Source organism: Chryseobacterium indoltheticum (genome assembly GCF_003815915.1).
GTDB lineage: Bacteria > Bacteroidota > Bacteroidia > Flavobacteriales > Weeksellaceae > Chryseobacterium > Chryseobacterium indoltheticum.
This window is the reverse complement of sequence record NZ_CP033929.1, coordinates 1,952,885-1,977,953: the sequence shown is the minus strand read 5'-3', so window position 1 is coordinate 1,977,953 and position 25,069 is coordinate 1,952,885. Positions and strand designations below refer to the sequence as shown.

At 33.2% G+C, this 25,069-nt stretch carries 25 protein-coding genes and 1 pseudogene; 13 read left to right on the top strand and 13 right to left on the bottom strand.

Features of this window, described 5'->3' with window-relative positions:
* Positions 1-4: 4 nt before the first annotated feature.
* The 6 genes from EG358_RS09275 to EG358_RS09250 are packed head-to-tail and all read right to left on the bottom strand — an operon-like array spanning position 5 to position 6,611.
* Positions 5-655: a class I SAM-dependent methyltransferase gene (locus EG358_RS09275; RefSeq protein ID WP_076562185.1), complete on the bottom strand. Its 651-nt coding sequence runs from the start codon at positions 653-655 to the stop codon at positions 5-7.
* The gene (locus EG358_RS09270) at positions 656-1,429 is read right to left on the bottom strand and encodes a heme ABC transporter ATP-binding protein (protein WP_076562186.1); all 774 of its coding nucleotides are present in this window, start codon (positions 1,427-1,429) and stop codon (positions 656-658) included. It lies immediately after the preceding gene.
* Positions 1,429-2,469, bottom strand: a complete 1,041-nt coding sequence (locus tag EG358_RS09265; RefSeq protein WP_076562187.1) for a FecCD family ABC transporter permease — start codon at positions 2,467-2,469, stop codon at positions 1,429-1,431. The genes EG358_RS09270 and EG358_RS09265 overlap by 1 nt, the downstream gene beginning before the upstream one ends.
* Positions 2,453-3,331, bottom strand: coding sequence for a heme/hemin ABC transporter substrate-binding protein (locus EG358_RS09260; RefSeq protein ID WP_076562188.1), 879 nt, complete (start codon positions 3,329-3,331; stop codon positions 2,453-2,455). The genes EG358_RS09265 and EG358_RS09260 overlap by 17 nt, the downstream gene beginning before the upstream one ends.
* Before the next feature lie 25 nt (positions 3,332-3,356).
* Positions 3,357-4,463 (bottom strand): HmuY family protein, encoded by a 1,107-nt coding sequence (locus tag EG358_RS09255; protein WP_076562189.1) that lies wholly within the window; start codon positions 4,461-4,463, stop codon positions 3,357-3,359.
* Positions 4,464-4,475: 12 nt separating this feature from the next.
* Complete coding sequence (locus EG358_RS09250) at positions 4,476-6,611, bottom strand: TonB-dependent receptor plug domain-containing protein (RefSeq protein ID WP_076562190.1); 2,136 nt, start codon at positions 6,609-6,611, stop codon at positions 4,476-4,478.
* A 251-nt stretch (positions 6,612-6,862) separates the two neighbouring features.
* Between EG358_RS09250 and EG358_RS09245 the strand changes: the two genes are divergently transcribed.
* Positions 6,863-7,687, top strand: a complete 825-nt coding sequence (locus tag EG358_RS09245) for a T9SS type A sorting domain-containing protein (protein ID WP_076562191.1) — start codon at positions 6,863-6,865, stop codon at positions 7,685-7,687.
* 202 nt (positions 7,688-7,889) lie between these two features.
* The gene (locus tag EG358_RS09240; protein ID WP_076562192.1) at positions 7,890-9,191 is read left to right on the top strand and encodes a T9SS type A sorting domain-containing protein; all 1,302 of its coding nucleotides are present in this window, start codon (positions 7,890-7,892) and stop codon (positions 9,189-9,191) included.
* A 244-nt stretch (positions 9,192-9,435) separates the two neighbouring features.
* On the opposite strand, the gene EG358_RS09235 is transcribed toward EG358_RS09240, so the two are convergent.
* The 6 genes from EG358_RS09235 to EG358_RS09210 all read right to left on the bottom strand — a co-directional run bounded on the left by EG358_RS09235 (position 9,436) and on the right by EG358_RS09210 (position 14,167).
* Positions 9,436-9,726 carry a putative quinol monooxygenase gene (locus EG358_RS09235; protein WP_076562193.1) on the bottom strand — a complete coding sequence of 97 codons (291 nt, stop codon included), beginning with the start codon at positions 9,724-9,726 and terminating at the stop codon, positions 9,436-9,438.
* A gap of 83 nt (positions 9,727-9,809) precedes the next feature.
* Positions 9,810-10,694 carry a sulfite exporter TauE/SafE family protein gene (locus EG358_RS09230; RefSeq protein WP_076562194.1) on the bottom strand — a complete coding sequence of 295 codons (885 nt, stop codon included), beginning with the start codon at positions 10,692-10,694 and terminating at the stop codon, positions 9,810-9,812.
* A 26-nt stretch (positions 10,695-10,720) separates the two neighbouring features.
* On the bottom strand, positions 10,721-11,962 hold the full coding sequence (locus tag EG358_RS09225; protein WP_076562195.1) for a sulfate adenylyltransferase subunit 1: 1,242 nt from the start codon (positions 11,960-11,962) through the stop codon (positions 10,721-10,723).
* Positions 11,963-12,051: 89 nt separating this feature from the next.
* Positions 12,052-12,960: a sulfate adenylyltransferase subunit CysD gene (gene cysD, locus EG358_RS09220; RefSeq protein WP_076562196.1), complete on the bottom strand. Its 909-nt coding sequence runs from the start codon at positions 12,958-12,960 to the stop codon at positions 12,052-12,054.
* A 25-nt stretch (positions 12,961-12,985) separates the two neighbouring features.
* Positions 12,986-13,678 (bottom strand): phosphoadenylyl-sulfate reductase, encoded by a 693-nt coding sequence (locus EG358_RS09215; RefSeq protein ID WP_076562197.1) that lies wholly within the window; start codon positions 13,676-13,678, stop codon positions 12,986-12,988.
* Positions 13,679-13,759: 81 nt separating this feature from the next.
* Positions 13,760-14,167: an RrF2 family transcriptional regulator gene (locus EG358_RS09210; RefSeq protein ID WP_076562256.1), complete on the bottom strand. Its 408-nt coding sequence runs from the start codon at positions 14,165-14,167 to the stop codon at positions 13,760-13,762.
* Positions 14,168-14,308: 141 nt separating this feature from the next.
* Here EG358_RS09210 and EG358_RS09205 point away from each other — a divergent pair, with 141 nt between their 5' ends.
* From EG358_RS09205 to EG358_RS09170, 8 genes and pseudogenes are all read left to right on the top strand, one after another.
* Positions 14,309-14,737 (top strand): DUF4268 domain-containing protein, encoded by a 429-nt coding sequence (locus tag EG358_RS09205; protein WP_076562198.1) that lies wholly within the window; start codon positions 14,309-14,311, stop codon positions 14,735-14,737.
* A 47-nt stretch (positions 14,738-14,784) separates the two neighbouring features.
* Positions 14,785-15,711, top strand: a complete 927-nt coding sequence (locus tag EG358_RS09200) for a tetratricopeptide repeat protein (RefSeq protein WP_076562199.1) — start codon at positions 14,785-14,787, stop codon at positions 15,709-15,711.
* A gap of 164 nt (positions 15,712-15,875) precedes the next feature.
* A complete protein-coding gene (locus EG358_RS09195) occupies positions 15,876-16,694 on the top strand; it encodes a DUF2314 domain-containing protein (protein WP_076562200.1) in 819 nt (272 codons plus the stop codon).
* Positions 16,695-16,712: 18 nt separating this feature from the next.
* Positions 16,713-17,465 (top strand): annotated as a pseudogene (locus EG358_RS09190) (YwqG family protein).
* A 95-nt stretch (positions 17,466-17,560) separates the two neighbouring features.
* Positions 17,561-18,130 carry a Crp/Fnr family transcriptional regulator gene (locus EG358_RS09185; RefSeq protein ID WP_076562201.1) on the top strand — a complete coding sequence of 190 codons (570 nt, stop codon included), beginning with the start codon at positions 17,561-17,563 and terminating at the stop codon, positions 18,128-18,130.
* Positions 18,131-18,269: 139 nt separating this feature from the next.
* Positions 18,270-19,007, top strand: a complete 738-nt coding sequence (locus tag EG358_RS09180) for an SDR family NAD(P)-dependent oxidoreductase (RefSeq protein ID WP_076562202.1) — start codon at positions 18,270-18,272, stop codon at positions 19,005-19,007.
* Between the two features lie 470 nt (positions 19,008-19,477).
* The gene (locus EG358_RS09175) at positions 19,478-20,113 is read left to right on the top strand and encodes a hypothetical protein (protein ID WP_228421457.1); all 636 of its coding nucleotides are present in this window, start codon (positions 19,478-19,480) and stop codon (positions 20,111-20,113) included.
* Positions 20,100-20,738 carry an ABC transporter ATP-binding protein gene (locus EG358_RS09170; protein ID WP_076562204.1) on the top strand — a complete coding sequence of 213 codons (639 nt, stop codon included), beginning with the start codon at positions 20,100-20,102 and terminating at the stop codon, positions 20,736-20,738. Before EG358_RS09175 ends, EG358_RS09170 begins: the two co-directional genes overlap by 14 nt.
* A gap of 104 nt (positions 20,739-20,842) precedes the next feature.
* Here the strand turns inward: EG358_RS09170 and EG358_RS09165 are convergent, their stop codons facing one another.
* On the bottom strand, positions 20,843-21,517 hold the full coding sequence (locus tag EG358_RS09165; RefSeq protein WP_076562205.1) for a YceI family protein: 675 nt from the start codon (positions 21,515-21,517) through the stop codon (positions 20,843-20,845).
* A gap of 603 nt (positions 21,518-22,120) precedes the next feature.
* Here EG358_RS09165 and EG358_RS09160 point away from each other — a divergent pair.
* The 3 genes from EG358_RS09160 (at position 22,121) to EG358_RS09150 (ending at position 24,948) form a co-directional block, all read left to right on the top strand.
* The gene (locus EG358_RS09160; protein WP_083677090.1) at positions 22,121-22,450 is read left to right on the top strand and encodes a hypothetical protein; all 330 of its coding nucleotides are present in this window, start codon (positions 22,121-22,123) and stop codon (positions 22,448-22,450) included.
* A 67-nt stretch (positions 22,451-22,517) separates the two neighbouring features.
* Positions 22,518-23,558, top strand: coding sequence for a tetratricopeptide repeat protein (locus tag EG358_RS09155; RefSeq protein WP_076562206.1), 1,041 nt, complete (start codon positions 22,518-22,520; stop codon positions 23,556-23,558).
* 181 nt (positions 23,559-23,739) lie between these two features.
* Positions 23,740-24,948, top strand: coding sequence for a S41 family peptidase (locus EG358_RS09150; RefSeq protein ID WP_076562207.1), 1,209 nt, complete (start codon positions 23,740-23,742; stop codon positions 24,946-24,948).
* Positions 24,949-25,069 lie beyond the last annotated feature (121 nt).

Here is a 25,069-nt window from a genome sequence, read left to right as displayed (position 1 = left end):
TTTATTATTTTTTTATGGTTAAAACTGTATAATTTCTTTTGATTAATTCGTCTCCGGTTTTGCTTTTTATTTCTTCTTCTTTTTCGGAGATTTTCATTCTTTTAAAACGACTTTCAGATATTAATTCTTCCATTTCGTCATTATTGTAAAGATTAAAATTAAATTTTGTAAATGGTAATTTCTCCATGAAATCTCTCTGTGCGAAAGTAAGGACGAAGGTTCCCGTATTTTTTAAAACTCTGTAAATCTCGTTGAGAAACTCAACCGGATTATCCCAGAAATAAACGGTATTGACTGTAAATATTTTATCAAAAACCTCATCTTCAAAAGGAAGCTTTCTGCCTTCATACAAAATAAAATCAGCCTGATCTTTGAATTCTTTATTCAGATTCTCAGCTTCTTTACGCATTGTTTCAGAAATATCAATTCCTGTATATGTAAGGTCTTTGGCCTTATTTAAAAGACTTTTAAGATGACCTGCATTTCCATGACCAATTTCAAGAATATGCTCATCATCTTCTATCAAAAGTGTTTTGATGCTTTCAAGCGTCATTCCTATATTGGTGGCATTCATCATTTCACCAATTTCAACACCTTTTTCACCTTGCGGGTTGGCAAGATTTTGGGCTAATATTTTTAAATCTTTCTGTTCCATTTATCCAAAAATAATCATTGGGTTTGAGTTGACCGGATGCGGACAAATAGTACAAGGAAAGTTGTAGGCCTGCGTAATATTTTCGGAAGTAAAAACTTCTTCCGGCGTTCCGTACGCCGAAACTTTCCCGCCTTTCATTAATAAAATTTTATCTGCAAACTGAGCAGCAAGATTCAGATCGTGCAAAACAACGATGGCCGAATTGTCGTTCTGTGTAAATTTTTTTATGATTTCTAAAGCTTTGTACTGATGTTTTACATCCAGATTATTCAAAGGCTCATCAAGAAAAACAAGTTTTTGTTCCTGCTCATTTTCAAGTTGCGCCATTACTCTCGAAAGATGCACTCTTTGCTTTTCACCACCAGACAACGTATTGTAATCTCTCTCTTTAAGATGGTAAACATCGGTTTCGTACATCAATTTATTCATCGCTTCGAAGTCTTCTTTTCTTGGCTGAGAATCAAAATAAGGATAACGCCCCATCATCACCACATCTTTTACCTGCAAAGGAATCTCGTTGGAATTATGCTGAGAAAATTTAGCTTTGTGTAAAGATAATTCTCTCACTTCCCACTCGGAAATATCTTTATCCTTAAACATTATTTTCTGCTGTCCCTGCTTCACTTCATTGGCCAGAATACTCAGCAAACTTGATTTTCCGGCTCCGTTTGGACCAACAATTGCCAAAAAGTCGCCGTAATCTAACGTGACATCTACATCATTCAGAATAAAAAATTCTTTATGCTTATAATCAATCTGACGTGCCTTTAACATTAGAATGATTTTTTAAATTTAATTAAAATTGCGATAAAAATAGGGCCACCCATTAACGCCGTTAAAATACCAATCGGTAATTCTGAAGGCTGCACCACACTTCGGCTAAACGTATCTGCCACCAACAGTAAAATGCTTCCGAAAATTGCAGACAACGGTAAAATAAAAGTGTAATTTGATTTAAATAAAAGCCTTAAAATATACGGTACAATAAGCCCTACAAAACCAATCGTTCCTGAAAAAGCAACGCAGGTTCCGATCATTAAAGCCGTTAAAATAACAATCTGTTTTTTTAATCTTTCAACATTAATTCCTAAATGCTGTGCATCTTTTTCGCCCAACATCATTGCATTAAGCGCTTTGCCTTTCGGAAGAAGAATGGTGTAAGAAATTACGATTACGATTGCTAAGACAATATTTTTAGTCCAGGTTGCAGCAGCCAAACTTCCCATATTCCAGAAAGTAAGATCTCTCAACTGTTCGTCTTTAGAGATATAAATCAAAAAACCAGTAATAGAAAATCCGATTGCGGTAATTGCAACTCCGCTCAATAACATCATCACAACATTTGTTTTTCCACCACTTGTAGAGATCCTATACACCAACAACATTGCTAATAAAGCTCCTATGAAAGCTGAAATACCCGTCAGTGAAAACTGTACCATTTCAGGAAGATATTCTTTGAAATGCCCTCCTAAAACAATTGCAATTGCCGCCAATAAAGTTGCTCCCGAAGTAAGACCTATTAAATCTCCCGTTGCCAAAGGATTTTTAAACAATCCCTGCAAACTCGTTCCTGAAACCGCCAACATACTTCCCACTAAAATGGCCATAATAATTCGTGACGCTCTCACATCCCAAAGTACATATTTGTCGCTTAACTGCAGATTGGGATCCCCCTGAATGAACTGACCTAAAACGGTAAAAGGTGAAACGCCGTTGAAATCGTAAACACCGATATAAAGCGCCGCAATTGCCAGTATAACCAGCAAAAGGGCACTTATAATAAGATAAATATATAATTTATTTTGTGCTTTCAACTAAAAGTTTGTTTAATGAAACTGCAGCCTCACCAAGTCTGGGTCCGAAGCTTGAAACTAAACCTCCATCCATTGCGATAATTCTTTTGTTTTTACCTGCATTGGTTTGAGAAACACCCGGCATTTTTAATGCACCTTCGTTTCCACCTGATCCCTGAAGACCAGTCGTAAAGAAGAATAAAACATCAGGATTTGCTTTTACAACCGCTTCCGGAGTTAACGGTTTGAAATCTTCGAAGTCATTGATTGCGTTTTCACCTCCTGCAAGATTAATTAAAGCTGCCATAGGCGTATTTTTACCGGAAACCATCATCATATTTCCTCTTGCGTAGATGAATAGTACTTTCGGTTTTTTGGCAATTGGCTGAATTTGCTTTAAATCGGTATCAATTTTATCGTTTAATTTCTGATAATCTGTGTTTCCTACAGCTTTTGCAACGTCGGAAATTAATTTTTTGGTTCCGTCAACTGTAAATTCCTGCTTGAATAATTCAGTTTTGATACCTGAAGCTTTTATTTTCCCTAATAAATCCGGATTGATATCTTTATCTGAAGCTAAAATCAAGGTAGGATTTACTGCCATGATCGGCTCAATCGTCATTGATCTTACATGTCCTAAATTTTCAGCAGTAGCTTTTAGAGATTCAGGATATGTACTGGTAACATCTGTTGCTACAATTTCGTTTTCGTGACCAAGAGCAGCAACAATCTCTGTGATACCTCCACTGATAGAAACGATTTTATTATCAGATTTCGGAGTATCAGAAGAAACTTCAGTTCCGTTTTCTGTTGGTTTTTGAACTTCTTTTTTGCAAGAATATACTGCCACTAAAACAGAAGCTGCAAGGATGAATTTTTTCATTTTATTAATTATTATTTGATTATTTCTATAAAGGTTTGTATTCGAATTGAGGGAACCCTCTTTCACCTTTCAGACCAAACTCGTCTGTAGCAGCCTTTGTAAGTCTTGTAAATCTTAGTTTAAAATAATATCCGTCTGCATCTTTGATGATATAAAAACGGTCACCAAATACTTCAAGGCCGTTGGTACCTACAGGATTTCTCCAGTTTGCCCCGATAACTCGATGATCGTTGTAGATTAACTTTGACTGTTCAATATCGGTAACTTTAAAATTATTATACGCCTCTAATCCTGAAGCTGGAGATGGGATTACAACTTCATATGCACCTACACCACCTACATTATTATTATTTACAAAATCTGCATAAATGTAGCTCCCTGATCCCGTAATTGTGTTGGTAAAAACCGTAAAACAAAGATCCCAGTTTTTCTTTTCCGGCTGTATAAAAACTTCTTTTTTATTAACTACACTGACAAAATTGTAATTATAGGCTGTATTTTTTGTCACTGTAATTTCGAAATAATTATCTCCATTTATGTCTGCTGACTTTATGGTATAACCGTTTCCTGCTCTTGCAATCTGTACTTTTTTCCAGCCTCTTTCACTTCCGCCAGTGGTAACAGTACCCACGGGAACAGATCCTTCATAAATGTGTTTCCCCATATTTACCAGATAAATTCCATTTTCTGAAGAATTGGCTTTAATTTCGGAGATTGCAGTATATCCTTCAGGGAAATTACCTTTTACATCATCTATATAAACTTCATTAGCTGCATTAAAATTCGCTACCAGTACCTGCGTCTGTAACACGGCAACAGTAGATGGTGTCACCTGTGATAATTCTGTGACATTCGGAATTTTGGCAGCAGCCATCATAATTGATGAATTTAAAACAACTTTAAACTCATTTCCTGAATAGAAGGCGAAGTCCCAATCGGTTCTTTTAGTAACTAATTCTTCTTTTTTACTCAAGTCATACCAAACCTGATTCGGCTCTGTAGCCCCCCCAACTCTTGGATCAATAATAGAACCTTCTATAGGAGGCACTGCCACTGCATCTTCGTTATCCTTAATACAAGATTGTGATATAAACGAGGTGCCAACCAGAAGGCAAAAAAGTATTTTTTTCATTGTAATCCTTTATTAAAAATTATAATTTAAACGGGCAAAATAGCTTCTTCCATAGAAAAGATTTTGTATATCTGCACCAGCATTATGGGCTCCTCCCGAACTGATCGTATTTCTTACAGACGAAACATCAAATATATTTTTGATTCCTAAGCTTAATTCTAAATGGTTGTTGAAAAATGGCTGGGTAAGTGTAAAATTCAACATATTAAAATTTCCGACTTCTCCTAAGATATATTCTGGTGCAGCACTTGGATTTTGATTAAATTTCTGGGTAAACTGCTTTCTGACTCCTGTATATTTATAGTATAATGCAAATAGAGTTTTGGTTTTGTCTAAGGTATAGTTTGCGCCAAGATTTGCTTCAGCATAAAAATTATAGTCATCAGGAGAAACCACTGTTCCGGAAATCAATTCCTGAGAAATTCCCATTACCGAAACACCGGCATTTAATGAAAAATTATCTTTTTTCACCGTTAAACCACCACCAAATAAAAGAGACCTGTAATTATTGATGTTCAGAAAAGTATATTTTAGAGGCTCATTGCTTACGATCACATTTTCTATTCTGTCTTGTACGTCAAGAAACATTCCTGATAGACTAACATTCACTTTCCAATTATTCACTGCAGGCATACTGTAATCATAGAATAGTCCGAACGAATACCCGGTTTCAGGTTTTAAATTTTCATTTCCGCGAATATCATGATTGTTATCTACTACCGAAGTATATAACTCCTCATAAGTTGGAAATCTGTTTGAAGATCCGAAAACGGCTCTTACATCTGATCTTGAGGTCGTATTATATCTCGCTGTTAAAGAGTAATTATACTGAGAATCAAACTTATTGCTTAATGCCAATCTTACACCCGGGCGTAGTGAAAATTTATCATCTATCCTCCATTCTGCAGAAAGAAAATTTGCATAATTGAAAATTGACTGCTCTATATTTTTTCCATTATTATTGAATTCGAATGTCGAAGAACCTGCAAAACCACTGGTATTATCTAATTCGTATCCTAACTGAAAGTTAATTTTTTCGTTATCTAAGAAATTACTGAACATTCCTCGGGAATAGAATACTTTAGTATCGTAATAGACCTTTTTTTCGTCCGTAGACAAAGTCTGTCTATTAGGAACATCATAAATATAATCCTGATATTTTCTTTCCTGAGTCTGATAAGAGAAATCCCCCTGATAATTAATTCTCGAGCCCAGTTTAGTCTGAATATTAAACTGGTGAATCCATCTTTTGGTAAAATAATCCCTATCTTGTGAGATGAAAGTTCTCTCACCTCCACCTAAGGGAAAGTCTGTAATTCTTGGGTCTCTAAAGTTGATATCTTCGGTAAGAAAATTTACTTTATAGAAAAATGAGGTATTGTTTTTAGAATAACGGATAGCTGCATTTCCTGTAAGTTGATCTTTGGGAAGCCATTCGTACCCTCTCTTTTTATCGTTACTGAGGTTAAAATATTTATAACCGTTCAAGTCACCTTCATAGCCTTGAAAATCATTATGATTGATATCGGCAGTCAAAGACCAGTTATTGGAAAGTCTAAACCCTAGGTTTAATGCCTGAATATGTCTTCCATTTCCTTTTTTGTACCAGTCATAATCTTTCCCTACCGTTTCTTCCTGCAATGATAAAAGTGCCGTTACTTTTTGGGTATAATTTTTCTTGGTAATGATATTAATAACACCTGCCACAGCATTATTGCCGTACTCCACACCCATTGCGCCTTTTACGATCTCAATACGTTCTATATTATTTACATTGATTTTACTAAGGTCAATTTGGTTACCCATTCCCTGATCTCCCACTACCGGGATATTATCAATAAGTACTTTTGTGTATGAGCCGCCCAAACCCATAATGCTGGCTCTGGAATCACCAGTTCCGCTATCAGGCTCGATTAATATATTTAGATTTTGATTCAGAACTTCTGCCGCCGTAGTTACAGCCATATTTTTAATCTGCTGAGCATCAATCACCTCAACTTTGTAAATTGATTTATTGATCGATTGCTGCATGTATTGTCCGGTGATAACAACCTCTTCTATTTTCTTTTGATTAAGAGAATCTTTTTCCTGTGCATTAATCCATAAAACTGTTGATAACGACACAATTGAAAACACTTTCTTCTTCATAGATTCAAAAATTTCGACAAATATAGGACTTTATTTAGAATAAGTAAAAATAATTAAAGTTTTGTAATATGATATTTTAACTGAAAATGATGATAACAGAATTTTGATAATGATAACAGATATTACGAATATTATTATAATATATTGTATGTCAGCAATATTATAAATTTAAAAACAAGATAAAAATCATTATTTTATTTAGAACAATTAAAAACTAATTAGTAATTTTGCGATATATAAATATTAGAAAAATGAAATTAAAATTACTTTTTGCAGGATTAGTTTTTTCAGCAGTTACAGCAAATGCGCAATTGGCTACAATTAACCAGAATTTTAACAATTTTACAACAGGAAACACAACATTTCCTCAGAATAGTTGGTCTGCTGTACTCCCTCCGATGAATACTCCGCCGAGCCCGCCGTCGCCAATGATGATTGTATATGCAGAAGCAAATGATGCTACAAACAGATATGTGTCATCCTATTCCGGAGGTAACAAAGACACACCACAATATTTAGTGTCTCCACAAATTGTTGCGCCAACAGGAAATAAAACGCTCTCATTCAAAGCAAGAAGAAACGGACAAAATGCTGCTCCAATAGTTGTACAAGTAGGATTGGCATTAAGCCCTACAGATATGACTACTTTTGTAGCTGTAGGAGCACCCGTTACACTTACAGACAATACCTATCAGACTATTACAAGATCAATCCCAAGCTCATCTTCAAGCTATATTGTTTTTAAAACTGTAAATGCTGTTACAGGTGTACCTCATACAGCAGCAGATTTTGACGACGTGGTTTATGACTTAACGGCTAGCTTATCTGTTTCTGATAACTCAAAAAAAAATAACGACATTCAGTTCGCTGTAAACGCAGACAATACTGCTCTTTTTTTTGTGGGTAAAACAGAAATTAAAAAAGTAGATGTTTATTCTGCAGCTGGTCAAAATGTAGCTTCAGGGAAACCAAATAATAATTCTTTTGACATCAACACTCTTCAAACCGGGGTTTATTATATCTCAGCCCAGACTAAAGATGGAAAAGCTATTCAATCAAAATTCATTAAGAAATAATTGATTTTAAATATATTCTAAAAAGTGAGTTACTAATGTAATTCACTTTTTTTTTCGTTTTAAACCTTTGAAAAACAACACTTTAATTCAAAAAACTTGTTTATAAAACTTTAAAACAAGACAAATGTCATGTTTTTATTTAGAATTATTAAAAATAATTATATAGTTTTGTAGAATAATTCTAAATAAGAAAATTAAGGTTATGAAAACAAAATTATTTTTGGCATCAGTATTTGCTTTATCAGTGCAGCAAACTGTATTGGCTCAGACAGATGCAAACGGATATACTACGGTAAACCTTACCATGGGACCTTCGTATCAAAACAGAGTGTTCTTTGATTTTAGTGCAAACAATATTGTTTCTCAACCAGCAAATTCTTGGGATATTGCATTCTACAGAAACTCTACCTACGGATTCGGAACCAGAATAAATGATGCTCAGAATGTGGAAGTGTATCAAGCCGCAAACACAGCAAGTGCCTGGAATACGATTACCACGAATAATATCTCGACCTACGGAGCGCCTTTATATAATTTGGATAATACAACTGCTCTTGAGAACGGTGCCTTTGAACAAGGTTCTGCAACCTATGGCTGGGGAGAATATAACCCTTCTAATCATCATGTGGTAGGAAGTGTTGTTTTTATTTTAAAATATCCTTCAGATGTTTTCTATAAATTTATGATTGAAGATTTCTTTGGCGGGTACACTTTTAAATATGCAAAATGGAATGCTGCCACTTCTTCTTGGGATGCTACACAGACAAAAACGATAGCTAACGGAACTGATGATGCTTTCTTCAACTATTTCTCTTTTGCCACAGGAGATAAAGTTGCAAATCTTGAGCCGCCGAGAGCCAATTGGGATATGATGTTTACAAGATACTGGAATGATTATCCATATGTTGATCAGCAAGGAAACCCACAAACAATGAAATACAGATTGTCTGGTGTTATTCAAAATCCCAATATTACGGTAGCAAAAGTAAAACCTGAAACACAGGCTACAACCACATATACTTTGCCTGCATTAACAGCATTTTCAAACAATATAACAACAATCGGACATTACTGGAAACCTACAATAGGATTGCCTTACTCCGATGTTGTTTATTATGTAAAACAAGGCTCTGATTATTACAGAATGTACTTTGTTTCAAATGATGGGTCGTCTACAGGAAATATGTATTTCAAATACAAAAATATTACCTCAACATTGGGTATTACAGAGGTTAGCAAGAAAGCGTCATTCGGTATTTATCCGAATCCGACAACGGCTGACAAAAAAGTAACTGTTTTATTTGATGTAAAAGAAAAAGACAACAACAAAGGAACCGTTGAAGTTTATGATCTTACCGGTAAGAGAGTTTATAATGCAGAGCTGAGCAATCAGGCAGGTTTCTACAAACAAGATCTTAATTTATCTCATCTTCCGGCAGGAAATTATTTGGTGAAAATTTCTTACGGTGGTAAGACAGAAGCTAAAAAACTTATTGTAAAATAAGAAACGTGAAGAAGTGAATTTTCTTCACAGTGAATTGTCAATTTTAAATTTTAAATTCACCATTGACAGCGATGCTAATTGACCGTTCACCACAAAATTAATACTTTCTATTTTTTCTAATAAAAAGGCAGTTTTCAAGAATGATGAAACTGCCTTTTGACTTTTCTAGCATCTAGCATCTAGCATCTAGCATCTAGCATCTAGCATCTAGCATCTAGCATCTAGCATCTAGCATCTAGCAAAATTAATAGATTTTAAAACCCTTATAAACCTGTGCAGTTTCTTCCAGTATTTTAGACGCATTTTTTCTGAAATCCATTAGATGATCCGTTCCGTTGTGTTGGCTGTGATGCTCTACACTTTCCCATAATTCAATCAGGAAAAAAGTTCCTTTATTATCTTTATCTTCAATTAAATCATATTGCAGACATCCATCTTCTTTTCTGGTTTCTCTTACCAAAGTCTGAAATAGTTCTACAGCATCCATTAAGTTATTTTCTTTAAATTTGAAAAGGGCAACGATATGTAAATTCATGTATTATTTTTAGGCAGTAAATGTAAAATTATTTTTGATTTTAATTGAATTCAAATTATCCTAAATTTTTCACAAAAAAAAATCTAAAAAACCGATTTATAAATTGTAATCGAGCTCATCACAATCACTAAAGTTCCGATGATAATAAACATATTTTTTACAGGAAGTTTCGCAGTAAGCATTGCAGAAAAAGGTGCGGTAATAATTCCACCGATCAGGAGTCCTAGAATAATATTCCAGTGTTGAATTCCTAAGGTTAAAAAGAATGTCACTGCTGCGGTAACAGTCAAAATAAATTTTGCAACCGTAGAACTTCCTACTGCAAATCTGGGCGTAAAACTGTTTTTAATTAAAGTTCCCGTCACCAAAGGTCCCCATCCTCCACCAGCAAAAGAGTCGATGAAACCACCGATCACTCCCAATCTTGTAAGATTTGTTTTTTTCTTTAAAGCTTTATTCTGTTTAGGTTTAAAAGCATTCGATAAAATCTGAATTCCAAGATACAAAGTGTAAAAAGAAATCACTGTTTTCGTAATTTTCGAATAATATTCACCAAGATAAGTCAGTGAAACTGCTCCGATAATTGCTCCGATAATCGCAGGAATTGCAAGCTTTTTCACCAGACTTTTGCTTACATTTTTAAGTTTAATGTGGCTGATACTTCCGGCTGCTGTTGTAAAACTTTCGGCAGAATGAATACTTGCACTTACCGCATGCGGAGGAATTCCCAGAAATAAAAGTGTTGTGGTGCAAATCACTCCATATCCCATTCCCATAGATCCGGCGACAACTTCAGCAAAAACCCCTACCAAAAGCATCCAGTAAAAAATGTAATTGTCTTTGGCAAGAATAATTTCAAGTTCATCCAAATATCCTAAGCTGTACATCGACAGAAATGTGATTGCCAAAACTGCAATTGTAATCAATAGCAGATTGAGCCTGAACTGAATTTTTTGCGAAATTATCATATCATCATGTGTGTTAAATTAAAAACTTATAAAATCATCACCGCTCCAACCGTAGAATTGCTGGTTTCATCAATCAAAATGGCATTTCCGGTGGACTTACTGTCTTCAAAACTGTCAAAAACCAAAGGCGAAGCTGTTTTCAATCTTACTTTTACTACTTCATTAAGTTTAATGCTTTCGGTAATTGGAGTTTGTTCTAAAGTATTAACATCAATTTTATATTCAATTTCTTTGATGATAGCTTTCAGAGTCTTGCTTTTATGCTGGATAAAATATTTGTTTCCTTCGTTGAGTTCTTTTTTATCGAGCCAGCAAACTACAGCTTCAAACTCATTTTCAACTTTCGGCTGCTGATTGGTTTTTACTAAAAAATCTCCACGGCTGATGTCGATGTCATCTTCCACATGAATCACGGCAGGCTGATTGGTAAATACAAAATCTACTTCATGACCTCCTGTTTCAATTTTGGAAATTTTAGTCTGAATATTTTGTGGAAGCACCGTAATTTCATCTCCTTTTCTATAAATTCCTGAAATTACTTCTCCTGCATATCCTCTGTAATCATGCAATTCATCAGTTTGCGGACGAATGACATACTGCACCTGAAATCTTGGATTTTCTTTTTCCTGATCTTCATTGATTTCCACATTTTCTAAGAAATCTAGAAGTGTTGAACCTTGATACCAGTCCGTTTTCTCAGATTTTGAAACAATATTATCCCCATTAAAAGCCGAAATCGGAAAATAACTGACGTTTTCCAGCTTCAGTTTTTTGGCAACCAATTCATATTGAGCTTTAATATTATTGAAAACTTCCTCAGAATAGTCTACCAGATCCATTTTATTAATCGCAACTACCACATTTTTCATCTTTAATAATGCAGCGATGATAGAATGCCTTCTGGTTTGTTCAATAACGCCTTGTCTTGCATCAATCAAAATTATAATCAATTGCGAATTAGATGCTCCTGTAATCATATTTCGAGTGTACTGAATATGTCCCGGCGCATCGGCAATAATGAATTTTCTTTTTGGAGTCGAAAAATATCGATAAGCAACATCAATAGTAATTCCCTGCTCTCTTTCGGCTCTTAATCCGTCAGTAAGAATCGCAAGGTCTACTCCATTTTCGTTTTTATTTTTTGATTGTTTCTCGAGCGCTTCAAGCTGGTCGATCAATATATTTTTGCTGTCGTAGAGAAGTCTTCCGATCAACGTACTTTTGCCGTCGTCTACACTTCCTGCAGTTATAAATCTTAGTATGTCCATAAGTTTATTTATTAATGATAATTGATCAATGATAAATCATCTCAACTTTCTTTTAAAAATCATTTATCAACTATCGTTTATCATTTATATTAAAAGTAACCTCCCTTCTTTCTGTCTTCCATTGCGGCTTCCGTTACTTTGTCGTCAATTCTGGTTTCGCCTCGTTCTGAAATTCGGGAAGCAGTAATTTCATTGACAACCTGATCTAAAGTTTCCGCAGCGCTTTCAACTGCAGCAGTACAAGTCATATCACCAACCGTTCTGTATCGCACTTTTTTATTTTGAATCTGATCATTCTCATCAATCTGAATGAAATCTGAAACTGCAATTAATTGTCCGTCATACTCAATCACATCACGATCATGCGCAAAATAAATTGAAGGCAGCTGAATATTTTCTTTTTTAATATAATTCCAAACATCGAGTTCCGTCCAGTTTGAAATCGGGAAAACTCTTACATTTTCGCCTTTGTTAATTCTTCCGTTGTAGATATTCCACAATTCCGGACGTTGAAGTTTCGGATCCCATTGTCCGAATTCGTCACGAACAGAAAAAAATCGTTCTTTTGCTCTGGCTTTTTCTTCATCTCTTCTTGCTCCTCCAATACAGGCATCAAACTGAAATTCTTCAATGGTATCTAATAAAGTATGCGTTTGCAACCAGTTTCTTGAAGCAAATTTTCCTTTTGGCTCGGTTAATTTTTTTGCTTTAATGGTGTCTTCCACTTTTCTGACGATCAGTTTCGCACCAAGACTTTCAGCAAAATAATCTCTAAACTGCAATGCTTCAGGAAAATTGTGTCCCGTATCAATATGTACAAAAGGAAAAGGAATTTTCATCGGAGCAAAAGCCTTTTTCGCCAGATGAACTAATGTAATAGAATCTTTTCCACCGCTGAAAAGCAAAGCTGGCTTCTCAAACTGAGCTGCAATTTCACGCATGATGTAAATGCTTTCGGCTTCCAGTTGTTCCAGATAATTTAGTTTATAGTCACTCATTATTATTCGAAAAATTAAACGTGAATTAATGTGAATGCAGACCGCATTCTTTTTGTGAAGTTTCCCACCACCATCTTCCGGCCCGTGGGTTTTCGCCTTCTTCGATGGCTCTTGTGCAAGGTTGGCAACCCACACTGATGAAACCTTTTTTGTGTAAAGACAATTCCTGAACTTTATGTTGTTCTAAATAATGTAGAACATCTTGATAAGTCCAGTTAATTAACGGGTTGTATTTGTATAATTTCCGGTCTTCATCCCATTCAAGTATGGGCATATTTTCCCGGTTTTCAGATTGTTCAGAACGCAAACCTGTAATCCATACTTTCGCATTTTCCAAAGCGCGGTTCAGCGGCTTTACTTTTCGTATGAAACAACATTCTTTCCTGTTCTCAACGGAATGATAAAAGCCATTAACACCTTTTTCTATCAAATATTTTTCAACATCGGAAGATTCGGGAAAGTAAACTTCAGTTTTCTTTTGATAACGCGAATTATTTTTTGAAAGCAAATCGTAATGCTCATAAAAAAGACGTCCTGTATCTAAGGTGAAAACTTTTATCGGTAAATTATTTTTGAAAATAGCATCTGTAATTACCTGGTCTTCCTGACCAAGCGAGGTTGAGAAAACAATCCCTTCTGAGAATTTAGAAGAAACAAATTGTAATCCGTCCTCCAAGGTAAGCTGCTGTAAAGTATCTATATCCTCTTTTGAAAACATAATTTCTGTTTGATACCAGCAAATATCTAACAAAAATGTTATCCTACCAAATAAGTAGACTTATAAAATCAAAATTAGGACTTAATCGATTAGGTCTAAAAGTGTTTTTTCTTCTAAAATTTTAAGCGATGCATCTCTCACCTCAATCAAAACATCATGTAAACTGCAGTGATCTTCGTTGCAATCTGCACATTTTTCATAAAAATTAAGACTTACACAAGGAAGCATTGCAATGGGACCATTTACGAGACGGATAATCTTCGCTAGATTTACATTTTGAGGATTTTCTTTGAAAAAATAGCCTCCTCCTTTTCCCTTTTTACTATCAAGGATATCTGCTTTTTTCAATTCGAGCAGTATATTTTCAAGAAATTTCAAAGGAATTTTTTTGTGTTCTGCAATTTCTGAAATTAGGATAGGCCCTTCATTTCTCTTTTCTACGAGATATGAAAGTGCCTTAAAAGCATATTGAGATTTTTTTGACAGCATTACAGCAAAAATAGGAAAAAAAATATTGAAGAGCCAAGGCAAAAGCTAAAAGTAAAAAGGGTGACTCCAAAAACATTTTTTTTCATTTGTTTCTTTCCACTTTTTACTTGACTCTTTTCACTTTTTACCTAAATTTGTTTCATGTTCAGTAAAGAAGAAGCGCAGCAATTAAAAAAAGAGTTTTGGACGGCTTTCGGAAAATCGTTTCCGAGAAAATGGCTTTTGTATAATACCAAGATCAAGGATTTTTCATTTAAATTTTATGCCGACAAGAAAAAAGCAGAAGTTTCTTTGGATATCGAAATGAAAGATGAAGTTTTCAGAGATGCTTATTACAATAAAATATGGTCGCTTGAAAATATCCTAAAAGATTTTATTGGTGATTTTCATAAAGAAGAATTTTATACATTAGAAAATGGAAAAGTCATCAGCAGAATCTGGGTTGAAAAAGAAGGAATTTCTGTGTTCAATAAAAATACATGGCGGGAAGCTTTCGAGTTTTTTGTCGAAAAAATGGATGGCTTTGAGAGGTTCTATTATGAATATGAGGATTTTATAAAAGATGTTTAAAATTTAAATCGATACGAATAATTTATATATTAAAAGAAAACACACTTATGAAAAAGTTTTTCCTGCTACTTATTCTATTAGCATTTACTTTCACTTCTGCGCAAAATGTTTTTAAATCACAGAAACAAATTTATTTGGCAGAATATTATGCTCATCAGAAAGAAGATCAAAAAGCTTTAAATCATTATTTGGAGGCCATTAAGCTTAACCCAAAAAATCCAAATAGCGATGTCTATTTAGAAGCTGCAGCAATTGCTTTTAAACTTAAAAAAAGTAAAACCGCCAAAGAATTACTTATCCAAAGTATTACCAAACAATTAGCTCCATTAGATTTTTTAAGGAATTTTAAAAACCTTCAACCCTACAAAGAGTCTAAAGAAATGAAGGAAGTTTTAGCTCAATATGATGATTTGGAAAACCAGTATTATCGTGAGCTCAAGAATCCCGCAGCATATATGAAAATTCAAAGCTTAATTGCCACAGATCAGCTTATAAGGAAAGAGGATAATGTTTTTGGTAAGTTAGCTACAAAAATAGATTCAACGAACATTACCAATCTCATCGAGCTTACTAAAAAATATGGCTGGGAATCTCGTGCATGGGTTTTATTGTGGCACCACCGAGGTTCTTATAAAGAGAATGATTTTGTATGGAACTTTTTCACACCCTATCTCCGGAAAGAAATTGAAAAAGATAATGTCAATAAAGATTTTTTTGTTGACTTTTATGAATATGAAAACTCTACAAAGGATTCTATTAACAAAACAGGTGAAGGATCTCTTTATACATTACAAACTTTAGGAAATCTAAACTTTAACAAAACAGCCTATTTTGATATAGAAAATCTTGATAAAAGAAGAAAATCCGTAGGCTTACCACCTTTATATTTTGAGCATTTTCTTTATGGAGCTGAACTTCCCGAAAAATACAACTATAATCCCGACAATCTTCTCAACGATCTGGAAAATTTATAGTAATTAAGTTTTTATTAAAACATACCACAATTTAAACTTCCGTTTAAATATTTTCCGTATTTTAGTACTACCAAAAAAAGACAACATTTACTTGTTCATAAGGTTTTTCAGCCAAATGCATTCTGATATTGACTTAAAGTAAATCACAAAATTTTTAAAATACAATGGAAAACAACTCGTTTATTTTTACAGACGGAAAAGACCCAAAAATGATTGAAGCGTACAAGAAAGCGCAGGAAACTTTTAAATATTTCTGGAGAGAACTGTCTTGGGAATACCGAAGAATCATCCCGGGACTAAACATTGCCTGTGTAAAAGCCTCTTTTTCAGAAATTGATCCCGATGGAGATAAAATCGTAGAACATATGTGGATGAATGACATCAGTTTTGATGGCGATACAGTGAGTGGATATCTCATCAACGAACCCAATGATTTGACAACAATACAGCCCGGCGATTACTTTGAAATTCCTTTAAATGAAATCAGCGACTGGCTTTTTGCAATAACTCCGATGCAGAAAAAAGCAAAAGGTTTTTCAAAATTATTTTCTTCATCCGCAGAGCCTATTCCAAAAGCTTATGGTGGATTTACTATTCAAAAAATGCGCGCTGATATGTCGGAATCAGAAAGAAGAGATCATGATGAAGCATGGCAACTCGATTTTGGAGACTATAATGAGATTGAAGTGGTGAACGAACAAAGTGAAAAGCCTGAAAACCTCATCGAACATCCGATGAGCAGAAATATGAAAGAAGATTTTGTAAAATTTCTTGAGGAGTATCCTAACGAATTAACAAATATTGATGAAGAAGGATTTACACTTCTTCACCGTGAAACGATTGCAGGCAATCTAAGCTCTGTAGAAGTACTGCTTGAAGCCGGAGCCGATAAACATTTAAAAACAAACAAAGGGAAATCTGCTTTTGATTATGCTAAACAGCTTAATTGGGAACATTTAATTCCTGCATTTGAAAAGAACTAATAACTAGAAAAGCTACAAATGATACCCGAATTTCTTACTGAGTTTAAAACAAAACTTGAAAAATACAAACTTGAAACGATAAAAATTGTTGCAACGCCTCTTAAAAAAGAAGAATCTCTTGAGATTTCTGACAGCAAATTTTTAGGAAAGCCATATTTACCGAAAGATATGGAGTACCCTAAAGACAAAGAAAATAAACCGGTGGTTCTCTGGGCACAAATCAATTTAGCTGATATTCCCGCTCTTGATGGTTATCCAAACTAGGGAATATTGCAGTTTTTCGTATCTTCAGAATGGTTTGATATGGATGATTATAAGGTTGTTTTTCATAGTGATATCACTGAAGAATTTCAAACTGATTTTTCTTTTTTAACAGAAGATCTTTATGAAGAATCTCCTATTTATTGTGAACACAAGCTTGATTTCAATAAAGAAATTGAATATGGAAGTTCTGAAGATCTGCGATTTAACATGAGGTTTAATGATAAAGATTACTGGGATTTTCAGGAAACTCTCACAAAAGATCAGGCAGAAGAATTAAATAAAATTATTGATGGAACCGGTCACAAAATAGGAGGCTATGCCTATTTTACGCAAGCAGATGTCAGAGATTACAACAAAGATCTTAAGCAAGACTTGCTGTTATTACAGATTGATACCGATGAAGAAATTATGTTCGGAGATTCAGGGGTAGCCAATTTCTTTATTAATCCGGAAGATTTAAAAAACAGACGTTTTGAGAAAGCGTGGTTTAATTGGGATTGTTGCTAATAAAATTTTCAAAAGAGGAACTTTAGAGTTTCTCTTTTTTTTGTTTTTTACCAAATGACAAATGCCGTGAAAATTTCTTTGCCTAAATTGCAAACATGAAAGAATTATTTGACTTTATCCTAAAATTTGGAAACCTTAATAAGCAGCAAGTCGATTTTATTTCTAATAAAGCCATTGAAATTCATCTTTCTAAGGAAGAATATTTTTCAGAAGCAGGAAAAATAGCCAAACAAGTTGGATTTGTCGTAGATGGAATCCTTCGGGTTTGCTATTATAACAATAAAAGTGAAGAGATTACAAAATATTTTATAGAAGAAAACAATTTGGTTGTAGATCTTGAAAGTTTTGATAATCAAATGTGCTCGAGTTCGTATGTTCAGGCGGTTACAGACTGTAAAATGATTATTTTTCAAAGAAAAGACTGGCTCGAACTTTTGCAGACCATTGTTGGATTTGACGCTATTGTTCATAAAATCATTTCTAGAGCTTTGATTCAGAAAGTTGAAAGGAGAAGCCCGCTTGTATCCGAAGATGCCACAACCCGTTATTTGAAATTTCTCGAAATTTACCCTACAGCCGTTAACAGAATTCCGCTTTCTTACATTGCTTCATATCTGGGAGTAACGCAATCTTCTCTAAGCAGAATCAGAAAAAACATTCGCTAAAAAGTGAATAGCTAGACACTGAAAGTTTTGTAGATATTCTAAACTTAAAAATTCGTTCTAAAAACCCTTCTCTTTTTGCCAAATGGCAAATGCTATCTTACTTAATTGACTGAATTTTGTATCATTAAAAATAAATAAAATGCAAACAGTATTAATTACAGGAGCCAACAGAAGTATCGGACTGGAAACTTCAAAACAGCTTTCACAAAAAGGATTATTTGTCTATCTCGGAAGCCGGAGTCTTGCAAAAGGTGAAGAAGTGGTAAAAGAATTGGCTGAAAAAGGATTTCAAAACATCAAAGCCATCGAAATAGATGTTACCAATCCCGATTCTATTTCAAAAGCTAAAAATATCATTGAAAACGAACAGGGTAAATTGGATATTTTAATAAATAATGCCGGAATTTTAGGCGTTAATCCTCAGACTGCAGTCGAAACTTCCGTAAAAGATATTCAGGAGGTTTTTGACACCAATTTCTTTGGCGTAATCAGTGTGACCCAAGCTTTTTTAGATTTACTAAAAAAATCAGACAGCCCAAGAATCAGCAATATCACTTCAGGATTAGGCTCATTGACCTTACACAGTGATCCAAACTGGAAATATTATCACGTAAAAGCCGCTGCTTACGGATCATCAAAATCTGCTTTGAACGCCTACACAATTGTTTTAGCTTATGAGTTGAGAGAATTACCATTCAAAGTAAATGTGATTGATCCCGGTTATACGGCGACCGATTTTAATCATCACAGCGGGCCGGGTTCCGTAGAAAGTGCCGCATCTTTCATTATTAAACATACAGTGACTGATGAAAATGCGCCAACCGGACAATTTTACAGCAATGATATTGAAGATGAAACAGGAATTAGCCCTTGGTAACTTTTGTGGAATTCTAAAAACATTTAATAAAAAAGAGAGACTTCAAAGTTTCTCTTTTTTTGTTTAGGAAACTTAAATTTTCCTTATTAGGTGATATTTAAGCTCGATTTTTATATCTTTGAAAGGTTACAAAATGGTTTGAATAATTGTCGTATTTTAAATTATGCAGACTTTATAATGTTAAAATAATCTCATTGCATAAAATTTTCCACCATTTTCAGTTTAGATTTAATCAGAGTTTTAGGATTTTTAATTTTAATCCTAAAGTCAGTTTACCTATTTTTTTGGTTTTTGGCGCACTGATGATTGTTAAACTCCCGCAAACTATTTTTTATCCGCTACTTTATTTTTCAATTGTATTGGTATTTCATATCAATAGAAAAGATATTCCGTTTCTGAAAAAAATATTTATCGGTAATTGGCGACTCCTAATTTTCCTGGAATCTGCTTTTATCTACACGCTTTTTATAATGGCAAACATCAATTATAAGATTGAAAAATTTGGCTTACTGATGTTTTTAGCAATCGTTTTACTATGCTTTTTGCAGCCTAAATCTAAACCGTTCCCTACTCTCCAGTGGAATTTTATTTCCAATAATCTTTTTGAATGGAAAAGTTATATGCGCAAAAACACTTGGATGTTTATTCTTACCTACATCATATTGATTGCTTCAGCGTATCATCGCGTAAGTTTAATTTTATGCGGAATTTTCCTTTTAGATTATCTCTCGCATGTGTATGAAAATAACGAGAACAAAGAAATGCTCGAGGTTTATTTTAAGAAGATCAGTCTGAAAGAAAAAATTCATAAAAATGTCTTTTTTTTCAATGCACTTCTCTTGCCAACCTATCTTGGATTTTTAGTTTTAAACTTTGATGAAAGCTTATATCTTTTATACTATATTTTCTTTATGAACTGCTATTTCTTACTGATTCTTACCAGAAAATACAAGCTATATCATCATCATGAAAAAGCCAATTACTTCAGTATCGTAGTTTTTATAGAATATTTCGTGTACAGCATGTTAATCATCCCCGCATTGATTATGATTCGTATAAATAGTAAAGAAGCACAAAAAAACATCAGCAAATATGTTGGAAATTAAAAATTTATCGGTCAGTTTTAAAGATAAAGATGTACTTCAGAGTCTGAATTTAGAAATTGAAGAAGGTATTATTGTAGGCATTCTCGGGAAAAACGGAGCAGGCAAAACGACACTGTTTGAATCTTTATATCAAAGTCAGAAATACAGCGGTGAAATTTTGTGGAAAAAGCAAAAACTTCTCCGTGAAAACATTTCTTATCTTGAAACCGAAAATTATTTTTACCCTTACATTACGGGAAGAGAATATCTTTCTTATTTCGCAAAAGACAAACTTCTGAAAACGATAGAACTGGCTGAAAAATTTCAGCTTCCGTTAGAAAAATATGTACAATATTACTCAAGTGGAATGAAAAAGAAGCTAGCCTTAATCGGAATGTTGATGCTCGACAAACCCATCAATATTTTAGATGAACCATTTAATGGCGTCGATTTCGAAGGCGTTCATTTATTGTATGACATCATCCGTGAATTGAAGCAAAGCAATAAAATAGTGATGATCAGTTCACATATTATCGAAACACTTTTTCATACTTGCGACCGAATCGTTATTTTAGAAAACGGACTCATCAGTAATATTTTTGAAAAATCTGATTTTGAAAAACTGAATCATTTTAAGTTTTCTTAATGCTACAGTTTCCTAGGTCTCACCTTTTTATCAAATTTTAGCTAAAAAAACAACAAAGACATCTGCGTTGCTACAGATGTCTTTATATTGATTGATGTTCTTACTTATTTTTGGTCTGCTTTTACGTCGATACCGATCTCGATATCTTTGCTGATCATCCATTCTGCTGGATCAGTTTCGTCAGTTCCGAATTTAATTCCCCAATCAGCACGGTTTACTGTAAACTGAGCTTTCAAAGTAGCAGATTTTTCTACGATATCTACTTTTGCAGGGAAAGTTACGTTCATTGTTTTTCCTAATAAAGTAAGGTTTCCGCTTACAGTTTTGTTTGCACCTTCCACAGCGTTTTGAGCACCTGCAGCAAGATCTTCAACTTTAGTGATTTTGAAATCAGCAGTTGGGAACTTTTCTACGTTAAAAAAGTCAGCACTTTTAAGGTGACCTTCAAGATCTGTATATTTTTTGTCTTTTTCAGTTACAGAAGCAGGATCTACTTTGATCGACTTCATATCGATTAAAAACTCACCAGATGTCAATTGGTTATCAGCAACAGATAATTCTCCCGTGCTTACAGAAAGAGTTCCCCAACGAGGTGCAAAACCTCCTTTATGGAAAGCTTTCCAATTTACTTTAGAAGCTACTGTATCAACAGTAAGAACTTCTCCTTTCTTTTCAGCTACTGATTGTTCCTGACCTGCAGTTGCAGCTTCTTTTTTATCGCCACATGATGCAAGAAGTAACCCTAAACTTGCCAAAGCGATTACGCCAATTTTCTTCATTTTTTTAAATGTATTTAATATTAATATTGTTTGTTATCCTAATAACCTCAAAACTTTTATTTTGTTTTTACTCTGCAAACCTCCGAAAAATTGAAGATTTAATGATTAACATAGGATAAGAAAAGACTAAAAGTATAAAAAACTTTTGAAAATTGGAGTTTAAAATGATTAATTAGCTGAAAATCGTTTAGAAAGTCTCGATTCGTTGATTTGTTTTATATTTGAAAAACTTCATTATCACAATTTATTTTTAAAATTTAAATGTTCAAATATCTGTGGAAATAAAATATAGCATCAAAATTTTTACGATTTTATCAAATGTATTATTCGTTTCTGCATTACTATTACCTAAAATAGTCCCAGAATCATATCGATATGGGGAATTAAATGAAATCTGGGCACTTTCAGTAATGATCGTCTTTGCTTTTCACGGAATTGCAGGCCTTTTAACTATTTTAAATATTGCCTTTATAATTCCAAAGATTAATGAGAATAGAAAGAAACATTACATTTTGATTCTTTGCAATATGCCAATTATAATATTCTGGATTTTGCTTACGATAGCGATTTTATTTTTCACTTAATTATAATAAAATTCAATTTATGAATTGGGAACCGATAACATTAGAAGAATTATCTTTAGAAATTTCAAAAGGAGAAAAAGAAATGAGTCCCGAAAACTTTCAATTTTGGAATGAAATAAAATTTACTCCTACAAAATGGACTGAACATGAATTTGGAAATAAAGGCGAAGGTTTTTGGGCAGTCGCAAAATATAAAAACCTTGTACTTTATTACAACGATATAGAAGAAGGATTTAATATCTCTGAATTTAAAAAAGATGGCGAAATAAAAGAATACGGAGTCGAGCAGGATGAATTACAACATGCTTTAATTAAACTTAAAAAATTGGTTGAATATTATGAAATATAAAAATGCAGAAATTAATTTTATTATCTGAAAACTTTATCTTTAAACTCTATTAAAAACTAAAAAAAATATGAAAACAATTCTGTTATTAATTTTATTTCCTATCCTTAGTTTTTCCCAAAACAAAAACGAGGCTGAAATAAAGGTTAATGAAGGTATTTTACTTCATGACAAAGGTAAATACAATGATGCACTTGATAAATATGAAGAAGCCCTTAATCTTGATAAAAATAATTTGTTTGCAATTTCAGAAAAAGCAATGACACTTGAAGCTTTAAAAAAGTACGATGAAGCCATCGATATGTGTAAACTTGCAATTAATATTTATCCCAAAGAAGATATAAAAACGATTTATATTACTTATGGAAACACTCTTGATCATTCTAAAAGAACAAAGGAAGCATTAAAAATTTATGATGAGGGGATAAAAAAGTATCCGAATTACTATCAATTATATTTTAATAAAGCAATTACTTTAGTTAACGATAAGCAAATTGAAAAATCTTTAGAATTATTTCAAAAATCAGCCACGCTTAATCCAAATCATCCTGGATCTTTGAATGGCTTAGCCGCGTTAAATCGTGACAAGAGGATTATATCTATTTTAGCTTCATTAAGGTATCTTGCTGTTGATAATAAAACTTCCCGTGCAAAAGGACACTTAGACTCTGTAATAGATTTGATGCAACAGGGAGTTACTCAAACTGATGATAAAAATATCACATTGGCTATTGACCCTAAGGCAATGGAAGATGTGGGCAAAAAAAAGAAAGGAATCAATAATTTCTCTACGGCGGATATGGTTTTGTCAATGACTGCAGCTTTAGATTTTGACGAAAAAAACAAAGATAAAACACAATGTGAGAAAGCTATCGATAAATTTGAAAGTATTTTTGCCGTTCTAAAAGAAGGACAAGAAGATAACAAAGGTTTTTATTGGGAATTTTTAGCTCCTTATTTTATTGAACTGAAAGAGAAAAATTTAGTTGAGCCTTTTGCCTACATTGCCTTTCTTCCTTCCCAGGCTGAAGATGTAAAAAAATATCATCAAGACAATGCTAATGAGATCCAACGTTTTTATAACTGGAGTAAAAACTACACTTGGAAATAATAGTTCACACTAATTGTATCTTAATAAAACAAAAGAGAAACCTCACAGTCTCTCTTTTTATATATCATTCTATCCAAATTTCTTTTTTCTTAACCAGAAGAATAAAGACTAAATCAATTTTTATTTTTAGGAATTTTGTAATAAAATTGTCTTTAAAGTTGTCTTTAAATTAAAACATAAAATGAAAAAATTAATTCTCCTTAAAACTCGACTAAAGTTTTTTATTACTTCCGCTATTTTTTTCTTTTCAATTCTAAAATTAGGTGCTCAAAATCTGACTGCGCAACAATTCGTTGAAGATTTAGAATTTCTAAAAAAAGAATTACCCAAAAGACATAAGAATTTGTTTGCGAAAATTTCTGAAGAAGAATTTAATCAAAAAATTGAACAAATAGCGCAGAAAAGCAAAACATTGAATAATGAAATTTTTGAAATTGAACTTTACAAATTAATCAAAGAAATTGGTGATGAACACACAAGAATTGAGCCTATCTACAAAACAAAGTTCCCCATAAATTTTGATTTTTTTAAAGAAGGGATCTATGTGACAAAAACAGATTCCCTGCATTCTAATTTACTTTATAAAAAACTTAACGGAGTAGAAAACAAAACGACCAATGAAGTCATCAAAGACTTTAGAAAAATCATAAAAAGTGATAATCAATCTTATTTTGAAATTTATTTTCAAAACTTTATCAATAATCCAAGAGTTTTAAAAGGTCTGAAAATTATAGACTCATCGACAAATGCAAATTTCATTTTGAATCAACAAAAATATTTAATTTCTTCGGTACAAAAACATAATTTCCACGAACCGTTTTCAAAACTTTTAAGATATAGAAACAACGATAAGTATTGGTATGAAATCATTAATGACGGAAACATAATATATTTTAATTATCAGGATTGCTCAGAACAAGATAATAAACCGTTTACTGTTTTCAACGATGAATTATTCAGGGATATTGACAAACATCAACCTGAAAAAACAATTCTTGATTTAAGAAATAACAGCGGCGGAAATTCGGCAATTTTAAAGCCATTTCTTGATAAATTAAGTGAAAATTACATGAATAAGAAAGGTTCTCTTTATGTTTTGATTGGAAAGAAAACTTTTTCCTCTGCGCTAATGAATGCGGTTGACCTAAAAAGAAATTTCAACTCGATTCTTGTAGGAGAACCAACGAGCGGAAATGTAAATCATTATGGGGAAACAAGGGGATTCCGTCTTCCAAATTCGAAAATTACAGTAGGATATTCAACCAAATATTGGGAAAATTGGAAAGGTTATTCGGGGCCTTTACTTCCGGATATTAAAATAAAGTATTCAATAAAAAATTTAAAAAAAAATATTGATGAAGCAATTGAATATGTAAAAGATGCGAGATGATTTATTTATAAACAAAAAAAAGAGAAACCTTGCAGTTTCTCTTTTTCTATATTCTATCCGAATTTCTTTTTTCTTAACCCAAAAAATAAACCAATGTTTCTGTTTCGTGAGTTCTGTTATA

Excerpts from the sequence above, each read along its gene's own strand:
- EG358_RS09275 (WP_076562185.1), bottom strand. The coding sequence starts at position 655 with ATGGAACAGAAAGATTTAAAAATATTAGCCCAAAATCTTGCCAACCCG.
- EG358_RS09270 (WP_076562186.1), bottom strand. The coding sequence starts at position 1,429 with ATGTTAAAGGCACGTCAGATTGATTATAAGCATAAAGAATTTTTTATT.
- EG358_RS09260 (WP_076562188.1), bottom strand. The coding sequence starts at position 3,331 with ATGAAAAAATTCATCCTTGCAGCTTCTGTTTTAGTGGCAGTATATTCT.
- EG358_RS09255 (WP_076562189.1), bottom strand. The coding sequence starts at position 4,463 with ATGAAAAAAATACTTTTTTGCCTTCTGGTTGGCACCTCGTTTATATCA.
- EG358_RS09250 (WP_076562190.1), bottom strand. The coding sequence starts at position 6,611 with ATGAAGAAGAAAGTGTTTTCAATTGTGTCGTTATCAACAGTTTTATGG.
- EG358_RS09245 (WP_076562191.1), top strand. The coding sequence starts at position 6,863 with ATGAAATTAAAATTACTTTTTGCAGGATTAGTTTTTTCAGCAGTTACA.
- EG358_RS09240 (WP_076562192.1), top strand. The coding sequence starts at position 7,890 with ATGAAAACAAAATTATTTTTGGCATCAGTATTTGCTTTATCAGTGCAG.
- EG358_RS09235 (WP_076562193.1), bottom strand. The coding sequence starts at position 9,726 with ATGAATTTACATATCGTTGCCCTTTTCAAATTTAAAGAAAATAACTTA.
- EG358_RS09230 (WP_076562194.1), bottom strand. The coding sequence starts at position 10,694 with ATGATAATTTCGCAAAAAATTCAGTTCAGGCTCAATCTGCTATTGATT.
- EG358_RS09225 (WP_076562195.1), bottom strand. The coding sequence starts at position 11,962 with ATGGACATACTAAGATTTATAACTGCAGGAAGTGTAGACGACGGCAAA.
- cysD (WP_076562196.1), bottom strand. The coding sequence starts at position 12,960 with ATGAGTGACTATAAACTAAATTATCTGGAACAACTGGAAGCCGAAAGC.
- EG358_RS09215 (WP_076562197.1), bottom strand. The coding sequence starts at position 13,678 with ATGTTTTCAAAAGAGGATATAGATACTTTACAGCAGCTTACCTTGGAG.
- EG358_RS09210 (WP_076562256.1), bottom strand. The coding sequence starts at position 14,167 with ATGCTGTCAAAAAAATCTCAATATGCTTTTAAGGCACTTTCATATCTC.
- EG358_RS09205 (WP_076562198.1), top strand. The coding sequence starts at position 14,309 with ATGTTCAGTAAAGAAGAAGCGCAGCAATTAAAAAAAGAGTTTTGGACG.
- EG358_RS09200 (WP_076562199.1), top strand. The coding sequence starts at position 14,785 with ATGAAAAAGTTTTTCCTGCTACTTATTCTATTAGCATTTACTTTCACT.
- EG358_RS09195 (WP_076562200.1), top strand. The coding sequence starts at position 15,876 with ATGGAAAACAACTCGTTTATTTTTACAGACGGAAAAGACCCAAAAATG.
- EG358_RS09185 (WP_076562201.1), top strand. The coding sequence starts at position 17,561 with ATGAAAGAATTATTTGACTTTATCCTAAAATTTGGAAACCTTAATAAG.
- EG358_RS09180 (WP_076562202.1), top strand. The coding sequence starts at position 18,270 with ATGCAAACAGTATTAATTACAGGAGCCAACAGAAGTATCGGACTGGAA.
- EG358_RS09175 (WP_228421457.1), top strand. The coding sequence starts at position 19,478 with ATGGCAAACATCAATTATAAGATTGAAAAATTTGGCTTACTGATGTTT.
- EG358_RS09170 (WP_076562204.1), top strand. The coding sequence starts at position 20,100 with ATGTTGGAAATTAAAAATTTATCGGTCAGTTTTAAAGATAAAGATGTA.
- EG358_RS09165 (WP_076562205.1), bottom strand. The coding sequence starts at position 21,517 with ATGAAGAAAATTGGCGTAATCGCTTTGGCAAGTTTAGGGTTACTTCTT.
- EG358_RS09160 (WP_083677090.1), top strand. The coding sequence starts at position 22,121 with ATGAATTGGGAACCGATAACATTAGAAGAATTATCTTTAGAAATTTCA.
- EG358_RS09155 (WP_076562206.1), top strand. The coding sequence starts at position 22,518 with ATGAAAACAATTCTGTTATTAATTTTATTTCCTATCCTTAGTTTTTCC.
- EG358_RS09150 (WP_076562207.1), top strand. The coding sequence starts at position 23,740 with ATGAAAAAATTAATTCTCCTTAAAACTCGACTAAAGTTTTTTATTACT.